Genomic DNA, 22,335 nt, shown 5'->3' on the forward strand with positions numbered 1-22,335 from the left:
ACCTTAACGGAAGTCTGCGGCCAGACTATCAGGCCCGCAGCCATGTACGCACTGTTGGCCACGAATACCAAAAAATCGAGGCTGAAAATCTCAATTTTGCCCATGAGTAGTTGATCCAAGCGTGGTTGGGCCAAGGTCTTGGGCGTGGATGCTTGCGTCTAGATGTTGGCGTTGAAACGCTGCCCCAAAGCGATCATGCTCTGCGAGCGCCAAAGCAGGTATTGCGACAATTGCGACCCAAGGCCGAGAGCTCACGAGTTTTGAGTGCAGGGGCTGGTATAAGTCCTTGGGTATGCGGCCTCAGAACTTAATGGCAAACCGTGTCTATTCAGCGCCAGGTAGAACAACTTCAACAGTGCCTCATCGCCTGAGAACGAGCCCCGGCTCTTTACTTTCGAAATACGTCGTCGTTTTATTAGGCTTTCGGGCCTCATCTTGACTCTGGCAAGTTACAACCACAGCCGGGTCATTTCCATTTGCTTGGCACTCACGCGCTTGTCGCGAGCATCTTGACCTTGCCGTCGAGCCTGACCCCGTTCTCCAGCTTCTGCCTGGGGGTACCAGGCACCTTGTCCGTGACCACCGCCACATGACTCCCTCTGATCAGTCCGGCGGCTTACATCTTTAACTCCAGCGTGTACTTGGCCCGTTTTCTCGTCTCACTCATTGCGTTCTTCTTGAACTGATTTTTAATCATTAGCTAAGCAGTACGTTTTTCGGGGGCAAGGTTACATCGAACATACCCATTCCGTCCAAACCATCTTCTCTTACTTGATAGTGATGTTGGGCTATCCGCTGAGGAGTACGGTTTTCGGGTCACAAGGCTATCAGTTTTTCTTGAACTTTCAAGTTCAAAAAGTTGCTTTTAGATATTTAACAAGCAATTAATGCAATACTGAATATTAAAATACCTAAAAAAGTAATATTTGTTTATTATAAACAAACTAAGGAATCATCATGGCTATCACACCGGCAGCAGCACTCAAGCAGATCCAAGACTACGCAACCAACAACTCCGGAGCAGCGCCCACCCTCAGCACCTACACCGACGCAGGCATCAAAGACGCCAGCGGCAAACTGCTGGTCACAAGCCTGAACTTGGCCGCCATCAACTCAGCTCTGGCCTCTACCAGCGTGACCGCCGCGCAGCTCAACAACACTGCCGCCATCGCTTTACTGGTCGCGTCCTACAACACCATCCTCAACTGGGCCAACGGCACTCTGTCCGACAGCGGCACACGCCCTCAGGCAGCTGACTACACCAAGATCGGCGTGTCTCTTGGCAAAGCTGCCAGCGGCAATACCCTCAACCTGCTCAACGCCGTCGTCGGCGGCAAAACCCGCAGCGGCGTGGACTCGATTGGCGAGCTGCAAACCCTGGTCAACGCCACCAACACCCTGCAAGCCGTGGTCGCAGGCACAACACCGGTCAGCGCACTGACCGTGGCCAACCTGCAAAGCCTGGGCTTGAGCGGCATCACCACCAAAAACTTACCCGCCGTGCTCAGCGCCCTGGCTGCACAGGCAGATGACGGCAGTGCCACAGACTCCCTGACCGAACTGCAAATTCTGGTCACCGCTGCAGGCAAGGCGCAATTGGTCATCGAGGCTTATGCCAACAACAACGGCAACTACCTGGCCCTCTACAGGGCCCCCACCGCCAGGGACTACGCCAGTGTGGGCCTGACCAACCTTAGTGAGACCCAGGTCACCGCCCTCAACAGCGCCCTCAAAACTGCCACCGTGGTGGGCGCCAGCAGCGACAACCCCGCCGAACTGCTCGCCATGAAAGGCATTCTGGACAACCTGCAGGCCATGGCCGGCAACGCCATCAGTGCCAACGCCCTGACCAAGACCGCCCTGGCCACTATTGGCGTTGTTGTGGAGGACGTCAAATACAAAGTTAACAGCACTGAGGTCACCTCCAACATCGCCACCTTGGTCAGCCAGGCCATCAAGGCACAGCCCGGCTCGACACCGCCAACCGTGCAAGAGGTGGACCGGTTAGTCAGCACCTATGAAGGAGTCATGCAGCTCGTTGCTACCGGCAACAGCAGTAAAAGCAACCTCACTCTGAAAAACCTTATGGACTTTGGCTTGGTACCCACACAAGTCACTGACACCCTTCAGACGGTGCTGGCAACCATCACCAATGGTGGCAATGGGGTCCCGGGGATCAAATACCTCGAGTTCACTACTGCCGCAGAACTCAAAGCCGCCATCCTGGCGACATTCGGCTCAGTCGCGACCGTACAGGGCCGCATCGTGGCTGGCCCGCTGACGGGCAACCCCGGTGGCGATCTGGTGGTCCACGCCTACGACGCCGCCGGCAAACTGGTCGGCAGCGCCACGGTCACTGACTATGGTTCTTACAGCCTCACGCTGGTTAACCAGACCAGCGTGGTGCTCAAGGTGCACGATAAAGATGCGTCCGACTCAGACGTGCCACAGTACATGGACGCGGCCACGGGGCGATTGAAAACAATGCCAGTCCTGATGACCGTTCTCACCCTCGGGCAGGGCGCCACCATGACCGCCCACATCACGCCGCTGACCGACATAGCGGCCCGGAGGGCAGGGGTCACCGACGCCTTACCCAAAGCCCCCGTCGCCACCGCCATCGCCAAAAGCAACTCAGAGGTGGCCGCACTGTTTCTGAATGGTGCAGACCTTCTAAGCACCACTCCGGTAACGACCATAGACGCCCATGGCGCAGCCAAAGCAGATGTCAACTTGTATGACGTGGCCCTGCACACCCTCAGCAAGATGGAGGAAACCAGTGGCCAGAAAACAGCACACCTCACGCAAGCGCTGGCCGAGGGTATCACCGTCATCAACGGTACGCCAAGACTGAGTGCGGAATTGGCAGCTTCAGCGCAAGACAGCCTCAGCACCCTGAAAAGCAGCAACAAGGTGCCCAGTAACCTGGCCAACATATTGTCTCAACTGGTTGACGGCAACGACGCGCCCACCGCTGTGACCCTAACCAATACGATCACCAGTTTGGCAGAAAACACAAACACAGCCAGCAGCACAAAGGTGGCTGACATTAGGGTCACAGACGATCCGATGGGTACCAACGACATCACGCTCACGGGCTTTGATGAAGGCCACTTCGAAGTGGTGGGGACCGTCCTGTACCTCAAGGCTGGCGTGAAGCTGGACTATGAAAACAAGGCCAGCTACGCCGTCACCGTTAATGTGGTCGACCGCACCGTATCGGGCAGCACAGCCGTGGGCATCATTTATACACTGAGACTTACCGATGAGAACGAAGCGCCTGTCATCTCCTCATTCGACACAGCCACGGTTGCAGAAAACGCCGATATCAGCACGACGGTCTACACCGCGTCGGCCAAAGACGTGGACGCCGACCAGACCCTGACCTACAGCCTCTCGGGCACCGATGCGGACAAATTGGTCATCAACGCCAACAACGGCACGGTAACCCTGAAGAATTCAGCCAACTTTGAAGTCACGCCAAGCTACAGTTTCACCGTCATCGCTACCGACAGCGGCACGGGAAACCTGACCGCCAAACAGACCTTGATCCTGAGCGTCACCGACCTGAACGACAACGCGCCGGTGTTTAAAAGCGGCGCCAGCGGCACCGTTGCAGAAAACGCGACCACGACGCAGGCCATCTACACCGCCAGCACGACAGATGCCGACGGCACTGCGGCTAACAAATCGGTGGTGTACAGCCTCAAAGCGCTCACGGGCGATGTAGCCTTGCTTAACATTGACAGCACCACAGGCGCAGTCACCTTAAAGGCCAGCGCGAACTACGAGGCCAAGGCCAGCTACAGCTTTACTGTGGTGGCCACGAATACGGGTGTCAGCGGAACACTGACGGCAGAGAGCGCCGTCAACGTCGCCGTGATCGACGTTGCCGAATTACCTTCTTCGATCGAGCTTTCTGACAGTCACCTGTCTGAGAACATCGCTGTCGGCGATGGGGTATTGATCGGGCAGATCGTTCTTGTTGAAGATCCAGACCTGACTCGCGACAACGTTTTGACATTGTCAGGCGCTGATGCGCAGAACTTTGAAATCCGAAACGGTGCGCTCTACTACATAGGCGCCAACCCAGACTATGAAGCCCTGAGCAGTTACAACCTCACCGTCACAAGCAGCGAGGGCTCTTTGGCGAAGAGTCAAACATTCACCGTTACTGTGACCAACGTCAGCGAAGGGGTTAAATCAATTTCACTTTCGGCAAACAAAATGCGGGAAAACACAGCAGCAGTAGGAGATGGCATACGAATTGGACAGATATCCATTTTGGAAGAGAACCTCTCCAGCACAACTTTATCCCTATCGGGCCAGGATAGTAAGAGCTTTGAAATCCGTGAAGCGGTCTTGTACTACGTGGGCGCCGCCCTAGACTACGAAACCAAAAGCAGTTACAGCATCACCGTCAACTGCACCAATGGGATATTGAATACAAGCAAAATTTTTTCAATCGGCGTCACGAATACAAGCGAGGGAATCAATCAGGTCAGTCTGGAGATGAACACGCCCCTGAACTTGACGTTGTACGACTTTACTCAGGGCTCGCAAGCAGACAGCACGAACCAGAAAATAGTGATCAAAAAATTGCCGTCCAATGGCCTCTTGAAATTGGATGGGGTAAACGTCAGAGTGAATCAACCCATTGAATCCGCTGATCTGTCCAAACTTGTCTATACTCCGCTCGCCACAGGAATTGGGCGAGACATTGAACGCATAGGTTTCACGTTATCAGGCAGTGAGCGCAAAGCGCTTGATCTTGATGGCCTCAACGACTATGCGAACCTAGGTAGCTTGACCTTAGGATCTAGCTTTACGTTAGAAGCCTGGTACCAAGCCGATACCATCAAAACGAATGCACGAATATTTGACCTGGGAAACGACGCTGGAGCTGACAACATCATCCTTGCCCAAAACTATTTATACGTTAGTTCAGCATACCGCGAAGTATTGCGGATTCCAATTGCCTCCAATCATCTAAAAACAGCCGCATGGACCCACGTGGCGGCAACCGTTGACTCCAACGGGTTGGCAACTGTTTACATAGATGGTCAAATAATTGCTGCTTCTGTACTGACAGGGTCGTTGCAATCGTTAGAGCGAACAAAGAATTACATCGGTAAAAGCAACTGGTCGCAGGACCCCTATTTTGATGGACAAGTCGCTGGCATCCGGATATACAAAGATGCTCGAACTATGGCCGAGATCCAGGAGGACATGCGGGGAACTTTGGATGTAACGGATCCCAACTTGCTTGTTACCGAAGAATTTAACGGCGCCAGCAGCACAGTGACTCTGGTCAATGGCCCCACCTACGTCGACCGCATCGAGCAACTGCGCTTAGAAATAACAGGAGGGAAAATCCTGTGGGGCGATGGCTCCGGAAATGGCAATACCGGTTTGGAGGGGATCAAATTCGATGGCGGGGGTGACGGCGACCAACTTCATGGCACCTCGCTTAACGACATTATTTTCGGCGATGGATCTGGCGGTGGACAGATGTCTAATGGAAGTACTGCGGGCAAGGCAGGCGGAGGCGACGATCAGTTAGCGGGTGGTGCTGGCAATGATTTGCTTTTCGGTGACGGCTTCGCTGCCAGCGGCATGCACGGTGGGTACGGCGGCGGCGGTGGAGGCGAGACCGTCTGGTACGGAAGTGGTGGAAAAGGAGGGATAGGTGCCGGAAATGGCTATTCCGGGGGTAAAGAGGGTGGCTCCTCGTGGCTCGGGGCGCTCAACCTGGGCACAGGGCTTCAGGCCCGGCGATTAGGATTGACAGAGGACAACTGGCGCGGAGGTGCAGGCGTTCGAAGCTCGAACCTGCACTCTGGCTCAGACACCGATGCAGTCACCGCAGACTTGAGCTATGGTGCGGCAGCAAATGTGGCAGCCTACGGGAACCGTAGCGTCTATGACAAGGTTCTTTGGGATCTGAGCCTGGGCACGAATGGCATGGGCTCCGGCAACAGCTCCTCAGACGCGGTCGGCACGGGCAACGGTGGACTCAACATTGATTTGCGTTTGTACAACCAAGCCACAGGCTCCGGTGCCGATGTCCTGCAAGGCGGACGGGGTAACGATTGGCTAATGGGTGGCGGTGGTGCGGATTCGTTTGTCTGGATCGGTGACGATATGGATGGCGGCAGCGACTACATCGTCGACTTCAATGCTCGGCAAGGTGATTTGCTCCGATTCGATGCCTCTAAGTTTCGGGGGTATCGGGCAGGGGCCGACCTCCGTCAGTGGTTCAAATCAGAAACGGGCCTGACACAGGCATCTCCTTTTGATGCTGGCAAGGGTACCTATAGCCGCCTGACGGTGGATCTTTCGGGGCAGGCTGATTTTTCCCAGCCAGATCAAGTCATCTATCTGCGCGGGAATCCATTGGCACTGACTACACTGGCCGCATCTATTGACATCACAACGCAAGCACTGACTCAAAGACCTGTGGCGATGAACGCTCGCCTAAGCGAAGCGAGGTGGGCCTTCGATCGCGGCGTCGTGGGCTCATTGGATGAACGGGATGTGATTGAGTTGGAATTTTCAGCGCCGGTGACTTTGAGCCAATCGAGTTTGCCCGTATCGATTTGGGGGATTGATGCTGTAGCAAAGTCTTTATACGTTGCCAAAGGTGCAAGTTCTACTTGGTCGATCACCCTTGGCAAAAACCATACGGTGACTGCCGGCTGCATCCTGACCTTGATCTCTGTACAGGATGCAGTAGGGATCGAGGGCAATACGCAAATAGTATGGCCTGGCGCTGCGTCAACCGCATCCATCAAGCCTTTTGGTTCCAGCGCCCTGTATGAAGGCATTGAATTTTATGGAAAGGTCAACGCCAATACGAAATTGCTTCTGCAGTGGGGCACGGTCAGCGCCAACATCAGCTCTGATGCCTCAGGTAATTGGCGCTACAGTTACTACGAAAACAACTCTCTCTTTGGACAAAAAGCGCCAGATGCCACTACCGATCAATCGGTATCCTTGTTCCAAGTTAACGGCGACGGAACGACCAACAAGCTGTGGGAACAAAATGCACGCATCGATTTGCGATCACCCGAGCTTTTAAAGCTGCAGCAGAGCCAAAGTTCTCACCTGGAATATCTGAGTCCCTCACAAAGCATTTTTCTGAACGCTCAATTCTCGGAGGATTTAGGCACAAGCCTGACCGCACAAGACCTCAGTACGTTTGGTGGCTTTCTCAGTCAGATCACGGGCACGGGGGTTAACCGAACACTGCTTTTTACCGCCGAGTCATCGCAAGTCTCTTATTTGGCGAGGCTTGGAACCTCGCTCGGGGGATTACGGGACAGTGCCACAAATGCTAACAAGAACGAAAGCTGGCTTTACATGCCGGTTATTGGCGAATCGGGACCAGTCATTTATCCCAGCAGCCGAGAAATCAATGTGCGTGCCGGGCGCACCGTCATGTTGGATCTGCGCGATCCGGCGCTCAATGTGGCGAATGGCCAGTGGCGGGTGATGGTGCAAGGCTTGGCACCTGAGCAATCGCTCAGCCACGGGCTGCGAGACGCCTTGACGGGTTTTTGGTCGGTCAATGCTGAGGACTGGGGTTTGCTGGCTGTTGCGACACCTCGGTCAACAGCAGGTGGTCATCGCGAGGTTCATCTGACCTATCAAAAACAATCCAATACAGGTTGGCTAGATGTGTCGAAAACCGCTGTATCCGTTAACGTCAGAACTTGGTATCAAGTCAAAGCAGATCAAAGCGTCGAGGATTTCAACAACTTCACCCACATTCAGGAAGCCTGGAACATGGGTTTAAACCGCGTTACGGGCCGGGGTGTCAAAGTTGAAGCTGAAGGTAGCCATGTGGTCCCCCAAAATGACGACTTCCAGAAAGGCAACGTCCTGTATGGCAGCGCCAGTGGGTCTGAACCCAATCACGGCACGGGGGTTGGTCAACGAATTGCTGGTGATTGGGACAGCAGTTTTGTCGGTACAGCTTATGGCGCCAGCGTGATATGGGGACCCACCGACCAAGTCGATATTGACAACAACAGTTGGACTTTTAGTTATGGCAGCTTTGGCAGCTTTGGCGAACCCGAAAACATGAGTTCAATCACCAAAGGTCGTGGTGGCTTGGGACAGATTGTCGTTTTTTCAGGCGGCAATGGGGGCCCAACGACCAACGATAGTTTGCTCACAGGTAAAAAAGAGCCGGCCTACATGGCGATTGCATCCTTAGATAACGCCAATGGTCAGATCACGGGTTTTAGCAACAGCGGGGATGCCTTGCATGGAGCTGTGCCCGGCTGGGGTGGCACCAGCCATGCCGCACCCCACTTGGCCGGAATTGTGGCATTGATGCTGGAAATCAACCCCGGCTTGGGGTTTAGGGATGTGCAGGCCATCTTGGCTTACGGGGCTACTTACTTGAAAGATGGACAAACCCCAGACAAGTCCGGTTTTTACCTCAACCAGGGCCGTACCCTCAATGGCGTGGGCATGCACTTTTCGCGCTCAGCAGGGTTCGGCGTCATGGACGCCTACAACGCCACCCGCCTTGCCAAAGATTGGTTACGCGGCTATCAAGCCGAGACGGTGGTCGACTGGACGCTCAAAGGCTCGCAAGACAAAAATACCTACACCGTTTCGTCTGATGGTAAAACTGTTACCCAGATTTCATTGACGAGTGATCAAATCGTACGCCTGCAATCAGTAGTGGTTAAAGCCACCTACACGGACCCGGCTTTCAACACAATGGTGTTTAAGCTGATTTCCCCATCAGGAACCGTCAGCCATATCATGACAGGCAACACCAACGAAGGCGGCAGCAGGCAAAATGAAATCATCAGCGCAGTCAGCAAGCGGTTCTGGGGAGAAGAGTCGCAGGGCACTTGGACCATCGAATACTCACATGCTGGGACCACCTCGGCAAACGCAACCGTCAAAGATATTCAGTTGATTTTTTACGGCGAAAAGGGCGAGGTCAGCCAGCGACACATTTACACCGATGAACGCCGCCAGACTTGGCAGACCTTGGCCACTCAAAATGACAAGCAAAAAATGCTCTGGCTGGACGACCGAGATGGCGGTCATGATGTCATCATGGGCTCGGCGCTCACGCATGCGCTGAAGGTTTGCTTGGGCTACAGCGGCTGGCTCAGTTATGACGGCATGCGCTCATTGTTTACGGCAGGAACACGGGTTGAAAACGCATTTGGGGGCGACGGCAACGACTGGCTCAGCGGATTACCCGACGGCACCAGTCTGCTACTTGGCAACCAGGGCAGCGATGTGTTGATCGGCTTCGGGCAGGACTCGCAGCTTGAAGGTGGCGATGACGCAGACTGGCTTTGGGTGGGCGGCAATACCCAAGCGAAGGGCGCTGACGGCTCGGACTATTTCATGGTGTACGGTGGCAAAACAATTTTCAAAACCAGCGCCAGCATTGCAGCGCAGTTGCCTGACTTCGATCCGAACAAAGACATGCTGCTCACTTACGACAAGACTGGCGTCTTTGAAGTCGCTAGATTTGATTTGCAGGGTCAGGTCAGTGCGTGGGAAGTTGTCAAGGACGCATCGTTCATTGAGCAACTGAATACCCAATGGCAAAGCTCTGTGCGCCCCAATCCACTTGGTATTACCGTCTCATTAAGCAGCATTGCCCTGGACTTTGGAATGAAAATCGTTCACGAAGCGTCAAATTACACCGACTGGACACTCGGCGGACGCAGCCCAGAGACGGCCATATTAGCCGGGTCCGTCTTAACTCTGGGCTACAACACCGCTTTTTCAGGCCTGCAGGTCATGGACTTGTCTAAAGCTGAGATCTACAGCCCCTTGGGTTTGAAGATGACCTATAAATCACTGTATTTTGGCAATGACCAAGCCAATGCTTTGAATGCATCGACCGAGTCCGCCGCCGTGATTGTTTACGGCGCTGGAGGTGCCGATGAGCTAACAGGCGGAGGAGGTGCCGACCTGCTCATCGGTTCGACTGACAGCACCCACTCCATGAGGGGAGGGGCGAGCAGCGATGTGTTCCGGATAGAAGGGCTGTTGAGCAAAGGGGGGGCAAGTCGCATCCTCGACTTCAGCTTGCAGGAAGGCGACGCGTTGGATCTGAATCAATTACTCAGTTCGACCGACTCGCGTATTTCATACCTGGATATCGTCAAACTCAGTCAAGACGGAAACAATCTGTTGTTGAATTTTGACCTCGATGGTCAGGGCCCAAACGCTGCATTGGGCTTCACCGTAGAGCTCAATGGTTTCTTCGTCAACAACTCCCTTCCTGACTTCGCCTTATCCAAGCTCTGTTCGCCAAATATGACCTGGATCATCTGAAAGGCAAGATCTGCCCGCCTAGGTGCATGGGTGATTTTTCGATATCACCTCTGCCCAAGGCTGGCTGGTTCTGGCCATAGTGATTGACCTGTTCAGTCTTTAGATGATGGGCTGGTCATTGCGCGAGGAAATGACTCGCGATACCGTTATCAATACACTTCACATGACATGGTTCAATCTGTATCCGGGCAAGCAGTCTGGCCGGAATTTGGGGTCCACTTCAGCCCTCTGCAAAAGCGGAATGTTAAGTTTCAACTGCTCCAGCCAGAATCGTCGCCCTCGTTACGCACTCCTACAATCTAATTCTAAAAATAGGAATACCCGATGAACACCAACCCTGGCCTGGAAGCCGAAGACTTTGACACCCTGGACAACATCCTGGACGACCTGCGTGAGCGCTTTGAAGAAACACCTCAATGGGAATTCTGCGAAGGCTTTATGGCCGCGATGGTCTGTAGCCGCCGCGCCATCCCTGAGCATGAATGGGTGCCGATGCTGCTGGGCATTGACCCGGACGATGCCGATGGCGGCAGCTTTGCCGATGACGACCAGCGCCAGAAGTTCATGGCCTTGTGGCAGCGCCGTTTTGACGAAATCAAATTATCTCTGGACACGCCAGTGGAAGCGCTCGACGACGACAAGGCCTATGCCCCCGAAGTGATGGATGTGCGCGGCGCCATCGCCTCATTGCCCCCCGAAGAACGTGAAGAAATCGACGACAGCGAGATCCCCTCTTTTGCCCAAGTCTGGGCACTGGGCTTCATGTTTGCGGTAGAAAATTGGCCCGACGAATGGGCCCACCCCAAAGACAAGGAAGCCGCCAAATGGTACGACTTGTCGCTGGAAGCCGTGGTGGCCCTGACCGAAGACGACACCCATGCGCCCACCATGTCGGCCCTGTCGGAGGACGGCCCGCCCAGCGTGAGCGAAGAACGCCTGAACGCCTATGGCGAAGCCCTGTGGGCGGTGTATGACCTGCGCGAGATCTGGCGCAACATCGGCCCCCGCGTGGCACAAGTGATCAAAGCGGCCACGCCAGGGCGCAACGATGCATGTTCGTGTGGCAGCGGCAAGAAATACAAGAAGTGTTGCGGGGCCTAAGCCCAAGTCGTCAAGCCATCCACTGCGCCAATGCTTCGCTGGTGGCTTCGGGCAGTTCTTCGGGAATGAAGTGCCCTGATGGCATGACCTGCCCGCTGACACGCCCTGCACATTGAGCTTGCCATAGTTCGACCGGCTTTAACATGCGATTGACCACGCCCCGATCCCCCCACAAGACCAAGGTGTCGCAAGCGATTTTGTCGCCACGCTCACGCCCTTCAAGGTCGTGCTGCAGGTCAATGCCTGCGCTGGCGCGATAGTCTTCAGCCGCGCTGTGGATGGCGGCTGACCAGCCTTTGTCGTTCAAGGTCGGGTTGCAAAACGCACGCTCATATTCGGCCAGCGCTTCGGTCTCGATGTAGTCCAGGCCTTGGCTGCCCCAGCCGCCGAGCTTGGCGTGCAAGTAGGCTTTGGGGTTGCCTCCGATCATGAACTCGGGCAGCGGTGCGGGCTGCGTGAGGTGGAACCAGTGGTAATAAGCCTGCGCAAAAGCGAAGTACGGATCGGCCACTGGGCCAGAGGCCTCGGGTGTTTTGCCCCAATGGCCGCTGTACATGTCGAAGGTGGGCGCGATGTCGATCACGCACAGTTTTTTGACACGCGAAGCATGGTCCAACGCCAGCCGATGCGCCACCCGGCCGCCTCGGTCGTGACCACACAAAAAGAAGTTGCTCACACCCAAGGCGTCCAGCAGGCTTGCGACTTCCTGGGCCATGGCGCGCTTGCTGTAATGCAGATGCTGGGCATCCCCCACGGCATGCGATGAGTCACCGTAGCCGCGCAGGTCGGGCAGGACCAACCTGTAGCGGCCGCGCAGACTTTGCGCCACGCGATGCCACATGACATGGGTTTGCGGAAAGCCGTGCAACAAGACCAGCACCGGCAAATGCGCTTGTTCGTCCCAATCGGCCGAACGCCGAAAGCTAACGGGCAGGCCCGCCACCGTGAGCACTTGCCTCTCAAAACCTTCAAACCATGCCATCAATCCACCTTGGCGCCGGATGCCTTGACCACTTCGGCCCACTTTTTGTGCTCGCTGTCGATCAGGGCAGCAAATTGTGCTGGCGTGTTGCCACTGGGGATCGCACCCAATGTGGCCAGACGCTCCTTCATGGCAGGACTGGCCAGCGACTTGGCGACTTCTTGCTGGATGCGGCTGACCACATCGACAGGCGTGCCCGCAGGGGCCAGCAAACCGAACCAGCTGCTGGCTTCAAAGCCTTTGAGTCCGGCGGCCTCTTCTACCGTAGGCAGATCAGGCAAGGCGGCAGAGCGCTGGTTGCTGGTCACCGCCAAGGCTTTGAGCTTGCCCGACTTGATGAGCTGCATGGCCGATGGAAGGTTGTCGAACATGACGTCCATGCTGCCTCCTGCCAGGTCCAGCAAGGCCGGGCCGGAACCCCGGTAAGGAATGTGGGCCATGAAAATGCCCGTCTGCGACTTGAACAACTCCCCTGCCAGGTGGATGGACGTGCCGTTGCCACTGGACGCCATGTTCAATTTACCCGGGTTGGCCTTGGCGTACTGGATGAAATCCTTGACGTTGTTGATCTTGTTGGCTGCGGCCTTTTCGGCATTGACCACCATCACGTTGGGCACACCCGCTACCAAAGTGACGGGTGCAAAGTCCTTGAAGGGGTCGTAAGGCAGTTTGGCGTAGAGCGCGCGGTTGATGCCGTGCGTGCCTACCGTGCCCATGAGCAGGGTGTAGCCATCACCAGGCGCCTTGGCCACTTGTTCGGCCCCCAAATTGCCACCGGCGCCCCCTTTGTTTTCAACCACGAAGGACTGCCCGAAGGCTTTGCTCAGATCGGGTGCGATGGCGCGGGCCAGGATGTCGGTGGTGCCACCGGGCGCAAAGGGCACGACGATCTTGACCGGCTTGTTGGGCCAGGCTGTTTGGGCCCAGGCCGCAGGCGCTGCAGACAACAAGAGGGCAGCGGCCATGCCGAGAATCGGGCGGCGAGTGAAAGAACAAGAAACATGAACCATGTGGGTCTCCAGGCTGGTATGCAAATGATGTTGCCACGGCCATGGCCAAACTCTGTCACGCAAGCGAAGATTCGGCTTGATTTAAGGGTTTGTCCTGATCAACATGGCCTGCAAGACCGGTTTTTGCACTTTGCCCAATGCGCTTTTGGGCAAGCCGTCCAGCCACACGAGCTTGCGGGGTAATTTGAAGCGGGCAATTCGGCTTTGCAGGGAGTGCATCAATGCTTCGGGCGTCAAGGCTCGCCCGGCCTCATCGGCACTGCGCACCAGCACCGCCACGGGCACTTCGCCCCAACGCGCATCGGGCACGCCGACCACCGCGCATTCGGATACGCCAGGAAAGGTCAACAGCAAGTTTTCGATTTCTGCCGGGTAAATGTTTTCCCCGCCCGAGATGATCATGTCCTTGCTGCGGCCCACGATGGTGATGCACCCGTTCTGGGCTTGTTGGCCGAGGTCGCCGGTGCAAAACCAGCCGTCCTGCAAGCCCACGCCCGCAGCGCCATCGCTTTGCCAATAACCGCGCATCACATTGGACGCACGGATGCACACCTCGCCCGTTTTCCCAACGGGTACGGCGCCGCCTTGTTCGTCACGCAAGGCCACTTCTGCCTGGACATGGGGCCACCCGGTACTGCCCAGATGTTCTGTGGCCTGGTCCAGCCGCAACACGATGGAGACCGGACCGGTTTCGGTTGTGCCGTAAATCTGTCCCACGGGGATGCCCCGATCGTGGAAAGCCTGTAGATACGCCACCGGGATGGTGGACGAGCCCGCCATGACACCACGCAGCGAAGACAATTGCGCCAGCGCCCAACGGGGGTGGTCGAGCACAGCACGCAAGGTGGCAGGCACGAGCAGCGACAAGCTGGGCCGACTTGTTTCCACCTCATCCAGCCATGCCCCGGCGTCAAAGCGCGCGTGCAAGATCACCGACACTCCCGCCAGCAAAGCGGGCAGGGTCTGGATGCACAAGCCGCCCACATGGAACATCGGCAAAGTCGACAGCACTTTGTCACCGGCCACAAAACCATGCGCCGCATGGCTGGCACGCGCATTGGCCAGCAAGTTGTCTTGTGTATGCACCGCGCCCTTGGCTTGGCCCGTGGTGCCCGAGGTGTAGACCAGCAGCACGGGCGCATCACCCGTCACCCAAGGCAAGTGCAAACCCCGAGGCGATGGCGATTCAATCAGGGCATCCGAATGCGTGTGTTGCAGCCCCGACAAATTCAAAGCGGCAGCCACCTCGGCATGCAAACTGTCATTCACCAGCAAGCTCGGCTGGCCGTCATCCAGCACCTGCTGCAACTCGGCCAAGGCCAAACGATAGTTGAGGGGCATGAACACCGCACCCATCCGCGCACAAGCCAGCAGGGTGACCAATTGAAGCTCGTGATTCAGGCCCAGCCAGGCCACGCGGTCACCGGGTCGAATGTGCCAAGTGTTTTGCAGGTGAGCGGTGACACGCTTTACACGGCGCCAGAACTTGGCAAAGTCGCAAGACCACACGCCGTGGTCCTGAGGGCAGTACAAGGCCATCTGGTCGCCCTGCTGCATGGCCAGCGCGTGCATACGCCGGGCCAGAGGACTGTGTTCAACCCCTTGTCCTGCGTTGGGGCTCATTCGTCTTTTTCACCCGGTTCGTACAAGGCTTCTCGGCCGATGCGGTCCATGCAGAGCTCGGCTGTCCAGGGCAGCATGAGCGAGCCGCAACGTGCATCGCGGTACAGGCGCTCCAGCGGCAGGCTTTTGAGCATGGACTGACCGCCGCAAGTGCGGATGGCCAAACGGGCGATGTCTTGCGCGTTTTCCATGATGGTGTACTGCGCGGCGTAGGCCCGCAGGCGGGTGGACTTGCTCGGGTCGACCTTCGCGTCTTCAATGGCGCGCAAGAACAAGTTGCGGGTTTGTTCGAGCTTGATGAACATCTCGGCCACGGCGATCTGTTTGGTCGCGAACTGGCGGCGCTTGACGGGGCCAGTGCCCGCAATCTCGCCACGCAGATAAGCCACGGTGAAGTCGTACGCCGCTTGCGCGATGCCCATGTACGTGGGCGAGAGCGTCATGAACATGTGGGGCCAGCGGCTGGCGGCCTGAAAGTACAGGCCCTGCGGCATGAGCGCCGCGTCATCGGGCACAAACACGTCTTTGAAAATCAAATTGCGCGACACGGTGGCGCGCATGCCCAGCGGGTCCCAATCGCCTTCGATCGTCAGACCCGGCGCGGTGCGGGGTATGGCCAGGTACAAGGTGTCGCGGCGCGAAAGGTCAGCGCCCTCTTTCTTCTCGGTGCAGAGCACACCAAAATAATCGGCGGCATCTGACAGGGATGCGAAGATTTTTTTACCGTTGATCTTCCAGCCGCCATCGACCTTGACGGCGATAGTGCCGAAGGGCTGAGCGCCTGAGGCCGCAGCGCCACCTTCTGAAAAAGGCTGCGCGTAAATCGCGCCGTCATTCACCACACGGGCAAAGTGCGTGGCCTGGTGCGTGCGGTGGATGGCGCGTTGCTCGGGCGTCATCTCCAGGTCTTCAGACAACAAGCCGCTCCAAAGCATGGTGCAGACGTGCATGTTGAAGGTGAGCGCGGTGGCGCCGCAGTAGCGGCCGATCTCGGCCGAGACCATGGCGTAGGTGGCGTAATCGGCACCCTGGCCGCCATGCGCTTCGGGCACGCACAGCGCCAGCAGGCCCGAGTCGCGCATGTCGTCGTAGTTGGCGAACGGGAACTGCGCGTCGCGGTCGAGTTGCGCGGCACGCGGGGCGAACTTCTCGCGGCCGAGTTGCCGCGCCAAAGCCATCAGCTTTTGCTGCTTCTCGGTCAGGGGGTAGTCGTCACCACAGATGGGCATGACATCTGGTTGAGAGGGGGCTTGCAAATCGGTTGTCATGGTTTCACATCCTTCAGAAATTTTTCCAGTTCGACGTTGAACGCCTCGGGCTGTTCGTAATGCAGCAAATGGCCAGCGCCAGCCAGGCAGGCGTAGCGCGCACCGGATATCTTTTGCGTCATGCGCTCCATCACTGCAGGAGGCGCTGTGCGGTCATGCTCTGCGGCCAAGCACAGCACAGGGATGGTGATGGTGGGCAGCGCCGCACGTTGCTCAAACTGCACCAGCGCATGCAAAGCTGCGCGGTAGGTGTCCTGTGGCACCGCCGACATACTTTGGTGCGCCTGATGCAGTTTGGCCGCATCGCCACCGGGTATGGCCATGCTGGGGATCAGCTTGTCGGCGATGTCGCCCATGGTTTTTCCTGCTTCCAACGGTGCCAGCCGCTGCGCCAGAAACTGCTTTTGAAAATCGCCGTCGCTGTTGCCAAAGGCCGGGCTGCTGGCTGCCAGCACCATGGCCGTGATGCGCTCGGGCATCTGCGTCCAGGCTTGCAGGGCCACCATGGCGCCCATGCTGTGGCCGACCAGCACCGCTTGGCGAATGTGCGCGGCATCCATCATCTGCCACATGGCCATGGCGAGGTGCTCAAAGTCATAAGGCGTGAGCATGGCGCTTGCGCCATAGCCCGGCATGTCCCAGGCCAGACTGCGCCAGCCCAGCACGGACAGATGCGCTTGTTGCGGGGCCCATCCATGGCGACCACCGCCCACGCCGTGCAGGAACACCACGACCGGCTGACCTGGCGAACCCACGTCTGTGAAAAAAGGCGTGCTCACATGAAGCCCCTTGTCACAGAGCCAAAATTTGAAGCCCTCATACCAGCGCAGCCTTTTGCACCACACCCGCATCCACCACCACGGTGTCGTCCAGCTGGATGGTGCAGCCTCGCATGGGCAAATCGAAATGCCCCAACGTGTGGCGACCTGCCACCTCGTTCGCCCCGGTCGAGTACAAAAAGTTGCCCGCAAAGGCCCGCAGCTCGGTGCCGTTGCAGTCGCGCTTGTCATAGAACGCCATGGCATCCCAACGCGCTGCCGGGTTCAGGCCAAAGCCCACATGCGAGACGGCATAAGCGGCGCGGTGGCCCTCAAAGTCTTCCCAGGCTTTCCAGTAGCCGCGCATCATGTCCACATCGACGCCCTGCCCCTCGATGGCCACGACGCTGTCGCTCTCGATGGTCAGGCGGATCGTGTCGCGCAAATAGCTTTTGAAGGTCAGGTTCACATCACCCGGGGCCATGACCAAGGTGCCGTTGACACTGCCCGCAGCGGGGAAAGCCAGCGCCAGCCCAGCAGGCCAGTGCGACACCATGCCCGGCTTGGGGCAAAAGCCCCACACACCGCCGACCACCGCTTGTTTGTCGCCATGTTTCAGGTTCACTCGCAGGTCGGTGCCTGCGGCAGACGCGACGTGCATTTGTTGTGCGCCACGCAGCTTCTTCATGGCGGCACGCACCACGCCCTCGAGCGCCGGATCGGGCACGGTGCGCTCCAAAATTTCAGGGTGCTCGTTGGACACCATGAGCAGGCGCGGCATGTGGCCGTCGACGCCTTTCATGATGGTGGGCAACTCGGGGGCGTGCAGCAGGCCTTCGACGGTGCAGTCCACCACCATGTCGGCGCGGGCCAATGCAGCCACCACGGGGCCGAGTTGGCCAATCGCGTCGCTGGCGCCTGTGGAGCGCACGGGCGCGGGGGCGGTGAGTGCGGGCGTGGTCAACGTCACTTCGAACACACGAGCGCCCATGCCCTCCAGCGCGAGGCGGGCCAAGTCCACGTTGACCCGGCGTGATTGGGTTTCGGCCAGAATAGCGACCACTTCGCCAGGCTGCACCTTGCACAGCGTGAAGGTGCGGGTAAACGCCGCGAGCCACCTGTTTTCGATTCGTTCCACCAGCATGCTTGTCTCCTTGGCCTGCAGCTCTGAACGGTTCTCCTGCAGACATGACTGGTCAGTTTATATGAAAATTCATGCAATTCAACTATCATCCACCCATGCACCAAGCCCCCCCATCTCACATCAAAGCGCTGAGTCCAGACTTTGAAACACCGCATTTCAAGCAAGCACTCTCGCGCTTTGCCACGGGGGTGACCGTCATCACCACGTTCGCACCAGGCGCACACAAGGGCGATTCGGCCAGCAGCAGCTTTGTGGGCATCACGGCCAGCTCATTCAATTCGGTGTCGCTCACGCCGCCGCTGGTGCTGTGGAGCCTGGGGCAAGGCGCCAGCAGCGCACCGCTGTTCCATGCGGGCACGCATTACGTGGTGAACGTGCTGGCCGCCGATCAGCTGGATGTCTGCAACCGCTTTGCCTACGGCAAAGGCGACCGCTTTGCCGACACCACTTACACGCTGGGCGAGTCGGGTTTGCCCATTTTGGATGGCGCTCTGGCCTGGTTTGAATGCCACAACCGCAGCCGCCACGAAGAAGGCGACCATGTGATTTTTGTGGGCGAGGTGGAGCGCTGCGGCTTCAGCGATGGCTCAGCACCTCTCGTTTACCAGGGCGGTCAGTTCAGCACCACCACGCCTCTGACCCATCCTCTGCCATGACCAACTCGGCAGGCTTTGTCGACGACTACCTGGCCTATTTGCTGGCACGCGCCAGCCATTTGATTTCGAGCGAGTTCCACGCCGTGGTCGAGGCCAGTGGCCTGAGCCTCATGGAGTGGCGCGTCATGGCCAGCCTGTCGGGCAAAGACAGTTTGAGCATCAACGAACTCGCCAGCATCGTGCTGGCCAAACAGCCCACCGTGACCAAGCTGGTGGGCCGCATGCAAGACGCTGGGTGGGTCAAGCGTTGCGATGCCGCACACGACAAACGGCAAAGCCTGGTCAGCCTCACGGCCGCAGGTCGGCGCAAAGTGCAGCCCCTGCTGAAGCAAGCCAAAGCGCACGAAGCGCAGGTGGTGTCGGCTTTGGGTGTGGACCCGGCTCATCAACTCAAGCTGATGTTAGAGAGCTTGATTGCGGCGCATGGCAGTACCTGAGCGCGCAAGGGCACAGCCAAAATTTTGGGCTTTAGGTATGGGCGAACCATTTATTGCAATCTCTGCGGCAAGTGGATATGGCTAAGACTCAATGGCTGCGTTGCAGCGATAGCGGCCGGTGGTCGCCGCAAGGCGGATTCACCTTACCTACCACCAAGCGATCGTTAGGCCCAATGACAATCGAAAACTGTATGAGGGCCAGCAATCCAACGCTATGTTGCCCGGTCCAGGCGAATAATCGCGCAATCGAATGCCAATCCCGAACTACGCTTTGCAGCGACGTCCCTCGACTCCAGCACGCAGACAGCCCAGCACTTTCGATAAGATGCACATAGCTCTCGGCACAGGGAGCGCATCACTATGCAGATGAACAACATTCAGGAGGTTCTGTGGCAGCCAAGGTTCAGGTCAAATCGCTGACGTTTGGGAAACCCCCATTCCGTAAGCTGGGCAATATCAACATTGAGTTCGCGGATCGGCTTACCCTAATCGCAGGGCACAACGGGATCGGTAAATCGACCATCTTGGGGTTGGTTGCCAATACCTTCGGTATAACTGAGCGCGGCGGCCCTAAAAGCTATTTTGGTGAACCTTTCTCGGCAAACATAGAACGCATCGTGTACTTGGCCTTGGCTGAAGTGGACGAAACCCAGAAAGACTTGGCTTCAGCTCCCGTTGTGACTGCCTACGTCAATGGCACTGAGGTCAAGAAGCGTTGTTCAATGACCCGCAGGTCGGTCTGGAAACGCGCTCGTGTTGTTCCACGGACCATAGATAAAGCCGAAGATGACACGGTAGGCCAGGATGCCAAGATACCGCTACCAACCATATACCTTGGAATGCGACGGCTAGCTTCGGCCGGTGAAGCCGACGAAAAAGAAGTGACCAGCAGCCAGCTGGATATGCACCCTGCCGACAGCAACCTGATGGTGGCCTTTGTCAGCTCAGTGATTCATGGCACCGAACTGAACACAGACGTGACCCACCAGACCATAAAAGGCTCCAAGAAAAAAACCGCTCAACCCGGCTACACCCAGCATGACGCGCTCGCCGTCTCCATGGGACAGGACAGCCTAGGTAGCATGGCGACAGCGCTGGCGTCATTCAATCAGTTGAAACGCGAAATGGGGGATGCGTATCCAGGAGGACTACTGGTTATCGACGAAATGGATGTGGGCTTCCACCCGCATGCCATTGAACGGCTTGCCAAGTCACTGAAAACCTACGCCAAACAACTTGACCTGCAAATCATTGCCACCACGCACTCTCCTCGGCTCATAGAAGCAGTCCACCCAGACGGCGACGGGAACGCCAATGCGCCAGATAAGGTGATTTATCTACTCGACACCAAGTTCCCCAGGCTAGCTGAGGACCAATCGCTTCGAGCCATGCTCGACGACATGGCCTTGAAGCCTGAAGAAGAAAAGCCAAAGAGAAAAGCAAAGCCAACCTTGGCTGTTTACTTTGAAGACGATGAAGCAGCCCAGTTTTGTGACCGATTGATTCCAACCGCCAAGAAAAGCGCCTTATCCAAGAAATATGGCGTTCGCATCAACTGGATTCCACTGGGCATAGGTGGATCGCATCTGGTCAAGCTCCCAGAAAAAGACCCGCTGTTCTTGGACAGAGTGCTGATCGTCGATGCAGACACGACCGTGCCACAAGCTGCCGCAGCAAGAGGCAATATCGTCAAGTTGCCCAATGTGCCTGGTACAACCGGCGTTGCACGGTCATTGGAAAACACCACCAAACAATTCCTGCGCGACATCTCCAATACCGCAGACGGTCCACTGCACCAAGCGCTGCTAAACCTCAATACGCAAAACCCTACCAGTGACAAAGTTCATAGAAACTTCTTCCAAGACGGTGATGGCGAAAGCACCGAGCGGAACAAAACCAAAGCCTGGTGGAAAAGGCATTGGTCCAAGCTGAAAAACTGGGGAGTAATTGAGCAATGGGCCGAGGTTTACAAGGCCGAGGCGGAAAAATTTGAAACTGCCTTTGAGGCTGCAGTCGCCCGCACTGCTGGTCGACTGAAAGACAAGGCATGAGGTAAGCTACCAGCTTAGCTGTTTATCCATGTACTCCAACAAGTTGTATACCCCTCTGCGCTACCCAGGTGGTAAAGCTCGCTTTGCCCCGTTGATAGCTGAGGTCATCACCAACAACAACCTTGCCGGCGGTCACTACCTTGAGCCGTATGCAGGGGGAGCTGGCGTTGCCCTGTCTTTGCTTATCGACAACGTAGTTGAACACATCCACATCAACGATGCCGACCCCGCTATTGCAGGTTTCTGGCGAGTGGCCAGCCAAAAAACTGCTGAATTGGTAACCATGGTCGCCACCGAGCCCATCACCATGGATGCGTGGCACCACTGGCGCGGGGTGATGCTGGGGCAGGAATCTGGATCGGAGCTGGAACGTGGCTTTGCCACGCTGTTCATGAACCGGACCAACCGTTCAGGCATCCTGAAAGGTGGTGTTATTGGCGGTAAGGCGCAATCCGGCAGCTACAGAATTGATGCCCGCTTTATGCGTGACGAGCTTTGCAAGCGTCTGGAACGTATTGGGCTACACGCCGAGGGCATCCATGTGTATGAAGAAGATGCCCACGAACTGCTGAGGCGTTGCCACCAGTTTTTGCCAGCCAAATCACTGATCTACCTGGACCCGCCGTACTACGTCAAAGGCGCGGGCCTGTACCGCAACTTTTACAAACACGACGACCACGTGAAAATCGCACAGCTTTTGGGGAGACAGCGCTTCAGCCGACCGTGGGTCGTGTCATATGACAACGCTGAAGAAATCAGAGAGATGTACGCATATGCCACACCCTATGCGTATGGACTCCACTACACAGCACAGCGCCGCTACACGGGCTCAGAAGTCATGTTTTTCAGCAAGCGCCTTAAAGCACCGCTGGATACGATGGAAAAGATTGCGGCCTGACGCATGAGACACCTGTCGTCTAAGGGCCGGTAACGATCACTGCAGACCTTCGAGCCCTGCCTTTGTGTGACCGGGATCAGC

At 57.0% G+C, this 22,335-nt stretch carries 12 protein-coding genes; 6 read left to right on the forward strand and 6 right to left on the reverse strand.

All coding sequences use genetic code 11. From position 1 onward, the window contains the following. Positions 1-957 precede the first annotated feature (957 nt). Positions 958-10,326, forward strand: coding sequence for a cadherin domain-containing protein (locus B9Z45_RS09090; protein WP_108406912.1), 9,369 nt, complete (start codon positions 958-960; stop codon positions 10,324-10,326). A gap of 324 nt (positions 10,327-10,650) precedes the next feature. Beyond that, the gene (locus tag B9Z45_RS09095; protein WP_108406913.1) at positions 10,651-11,427 is read left to right on the forward strand and encodes a YecA family protein; all 777 of its coding nucleotides are present in this window, start codon (positions 10,651-10,653) and stop codon (positions 11,425-11,427) included. A gap of 10 nt (positions 11,428-11,437) precedes the next feature. On the opposite strand, the gene B9Z45_RS09100 is transcribed toward B9Z45_RS09095, so the two are convergent. From B9Z45_RS09100 to B9Z45_RS09125, 6 genes are all read right to left on the reverse strand, one after another. Then, the gene (locus tag B9Z45_RS09100) at positions 11,438-12,409 is read right to left on the reverse strand and encodes an alpha/beta fold hydrolase (protein WP_108406944.1); all 972 of its coding nucleotides are present in this window, start codon (positions 12,407-12,409) and stop codon (positions 11,438-11,440) included. Next, complete coding sequence (locus B9Z45_RS09105) at positions 12,409-13,419, reverse strand: tripartite tricarboxylate transporter substrate binding protein (protein ID WP_108406914.1); 1,011 nt, start codon at positions 13,417-13,419, stop codon at positions 12,409-12,411. Before B9Z45_RS09105 ends, B9Z45_RS09100 begins: the two co-directional genes overlap by 1 nt. Positions 13,420-13,500: 81 nt before the next feature. After that, positions 13,501-15,042, reverse strand: coding sequence for a class I adenylate-forming enzyme family protein (locus B9Z45_RS09110; RefSeq protein ID WP_108406915.1), 1,542 nt, complete (start codon positions 15,040-15,042; stop codon positions 13,501-13,503). Further along, a complete protein-coding gene (locus B9Z45_RS09115; RefSeq protein ID WP_370445823.1) occupies positions 15,039-16,310 on the reverse strand; it encodes an acyl-CoA dehydrogenase family protein in 1,272 nt (423 codons plus the stop codon). Before B9Z45_RS09115 ends, B9Z45_RS09110 begins: the two co-directional genes overlap by 4 nt. Beyond that, positions 16,307-17,089, reverse strand: coding sequence for an alpha/beta fold hydrolase (locus B9Z45_RS09120; RefSeq protein WP_108406916.1), 783 nt, complete (start codon positions 17,087-17,089; stop codon positions 16,307-16,309). Before B9Z45_RS09120 ends, B9Z45_RS09115 begins: the two co-directional genes overlap by 4 nt. 37 nt (positions 17,090-17,126) lie before the next feature. Then, positions 17,127-18,212, reverse strand: a complete 1,086-nt coding sequence (locus B9Z45_RS09125) for a peptidase M29 (RefSeq protein WP_108406917.1) — start codon at positions 18,210-18,212, stop codon at positions 17,127-17,129. A gap of 71 nt (positions 18,213-18,283) precedes the next feature. Between B9Z45_RS09125 and B9Z45_RS09130 the strand changes: the two genes are divergently transcribed. The 4 genes from B9Z45_RS09130 to B9Z45_RS09145 all read left to right on the forward strand — a co-directional run bounded on the left by B9Z45_RS09130 (position 18,284) and on the right by B9Z45_RS09145 (position 22,254). Then, positions 18,284-18,868, forward strand: coding sequence for a flavin reductase family protein (locus tag B9Z45_RS09130; RefSeq protein WP_370445824.1), 585 nt, complete (start codon positions 18,284-18,286; stop codon positions 18,866-18,868). After that, positions 18,865-19,305 carry a MarR family winged helix-turn-helix transcriptional regulator gene (locus B9Z45_RS09135; RefSeq protein ID WP_108406919.1) on the forward strand — a complete coding sequence of 147 codons (441 nt, stop codon included), beginning with the start codon at positions 18,865-18,867 and terminating at the stop codon, positions 19,303-19,305. Before B9Z45_RS09130 ends, B9Z45_RS09135 begins: the two co-directional genes overlap by 4 nt. 389 nt (positions 19,306-19,694) lie before the next feature. Next, positions 19,695-21,356, forward strand: coding sequence for an AAA family ATPase (locus B9Z45_RS09140; protein ID WP_108406920.1), 1,662 nt, complete (start codon positions 19,695-19,697; stop codon positions 21,354-21,356). Positions 21,357-21,384: 28 nt separating this feature from the next. Further along, positions 21,385-22,254 (forward strand): DNA adenine methylase, encoded by an 870-nt coding sequence (locus B9Z45_RS09145; protein ID WP_108406921.1) that lies wholly within the window; start codon positions 21,385-21,387, stop codon positions 22,252-22,254. The last annotated feature ends 81 nt before the right edge of the window (positions 22,255-22,335 follow it).

It is taken from the genome of Limnohabitans sp. 2KL-17 (genome assembly GCF_003063415.1).
Taxonomy (GTDB): domain Bacteria; phylum Pseudomonadota; class Gammaproteobacteria; order Burkholderiales; family Burkholderiaceae_C; genus Limnohabitans_A.